Origin of the sequence: Pseudoalteromonas sp. SR45-5 (assembly GCF_014163565.1) — a bacterium.
GTDB lineage: Bacteria > Pseudomonadota > Gammaproteobacteria > Enterobacterales > Alteromonadaceae > Pseudoalteromonas > Pseudoalteromonas distincta.
The window spans coordinates 1-1,310 of the sequence record NZ_JACJDN010000860.1 but is presented as its reverse complement, the minus strand read 5'-3'; the positions used below and the strand labels follow the sequence as shown (position 1 = coordinate 1,310).

At 38.7% G+C, this 1,310-nt stretch carries 3 protein-coding genes; 2 read left to right on the top strand and 1 reads right to left on the bottom strand.

The window, feature by feature from the left end; all coding sequences use genetic code 11:
• Positions 1-429 (top strand): hypothetical protein (locus tag H5072_RS19645; RefSeq protein ID WP_182694535.1); only part of this gene is annotated, 429 nt, incomplete at its 5' end.
• Positions 430-431: 2 nt separating this feature from the next.
• Here H5072_RS19645 and H5072_RS19640 read toward each other — a convergent pair.
• Entirely contained in the window at positions 432-812 is a 381-nt protein-coding gene (locus tag H5072_RS19640; RefSeq protein WP_039489163.1) for a hypothetical protein, read from the bottom strand.
• Between the two features lie 99 nt (positions 813-911).
• On the opposite strand from H5072_RS19640, the gene H5072_RS19635 reads away from it, so the two are divergent.
• On the top strand, positions 912-1,310 hold a 399-nt coding region (locus tag H5072_RS19635), incomplete at its 3' end, for a TerB family tellurite resistance protein (protein ID WP_182694534.1).

Sequence of the window (1,310 nt, the reverse complement as noted above, 5' to 3'; positions counted from 1 at the left end):
CCAAGCTCATTTACAGATAAAAAACTGGTTATGCATGTACGTAAATGTAGTGAGACTGAGTTACAAGTACCGTTTCATGTAGGAGACGATGCATCACGTACGTGGATCATAACTAAAACGGGTAGCGGCTTGAGTTTAAAGCACGATCATCGTCATAAAGATGGAACAGACGACGCATCAACTATGTATGGTGGCCATACGTTTGATGCAGGGTCTGCGCAGATACAGTCGTTTCCAGCAGACCAATACTCTAAAGAGTTATTTGTAAAACAAGGTCTTGCGCAGTCTGTAGGTAATACATGGCAAATGTATATTTACCCAGAAGTATTTACTTATCGATTAATTCGCCAAGGACGTGAGTTTAAGGTGGATTTTGATTTAACTAAACCGATTACTCCACCATCAGCACCTTGGGGTTATAAAGACTAAGGTTACTTACCCTTACTTGTATCTTCTTTAGTTTCACATTGGAGTAAAACACTTAAATCAGGTTGGTAAGCGCGTGGTTTTGTTGGAAAGCGTTCGTACTCTTGCACGCCTTCAAGTACTTTCAACATAAAGGTATTGCCGCGGCATAGACGGTCAGCATGACGTAACAAAAATACACTTTGATTGGTAAAGTGTTTGTAATCGTCTGACTGGATTTCTATTTTATAGTTGTCTTCGCCAATTTGTGTTTGGTAGTAATGTACTTTGTTATCAAAGTCGTAGAGCTTCTCGGTTTCGGCTTTTTCAGCAAGTGCAGTATTTGCACTCGAAAGAGCCACCAGCGTAGCGCCTATAAATAAGCGTGGTGTGTTTATTCCTTTCATAAAATGTATCCTTTAATTTGCGAACTTTATACCCATTAATAAGAGTAATAAGGTCGATTTCTTTACGTATTAGTCTAACACCCAAAAAGGGAAAGTGTGATGTTCAAACAAATAAAACAACTTTTTGCTGTATTCGATGAACAGCAGCCAAGTATGCAAGAACACGATTTAAAAACAGCGGTTGCTGCATTATTAATTGAAGTTATGCGCGCAGATACCAAGCTTGAACATGATGAACAACGAACCCTGACTGTAACCTTAAAAAAGTACTTTAATTTAACAGACACTGAGGTTAATGAGCTTACTAATAATGCGGCAAGTAGCTTAGATGATTCGATAGATTACTTTCAGTTTTCAAAACAGATTAATGAGCATTGTAGCGCGGAGCAGCGAATAGAAATAATAGAGTTATTATGGCGCTTAGCGTATGCCGATGGAGAAATAGATCCCCAAGAAGACTACGTTATACGTAAAGTAGCAGGGCTTTTATATGTAACG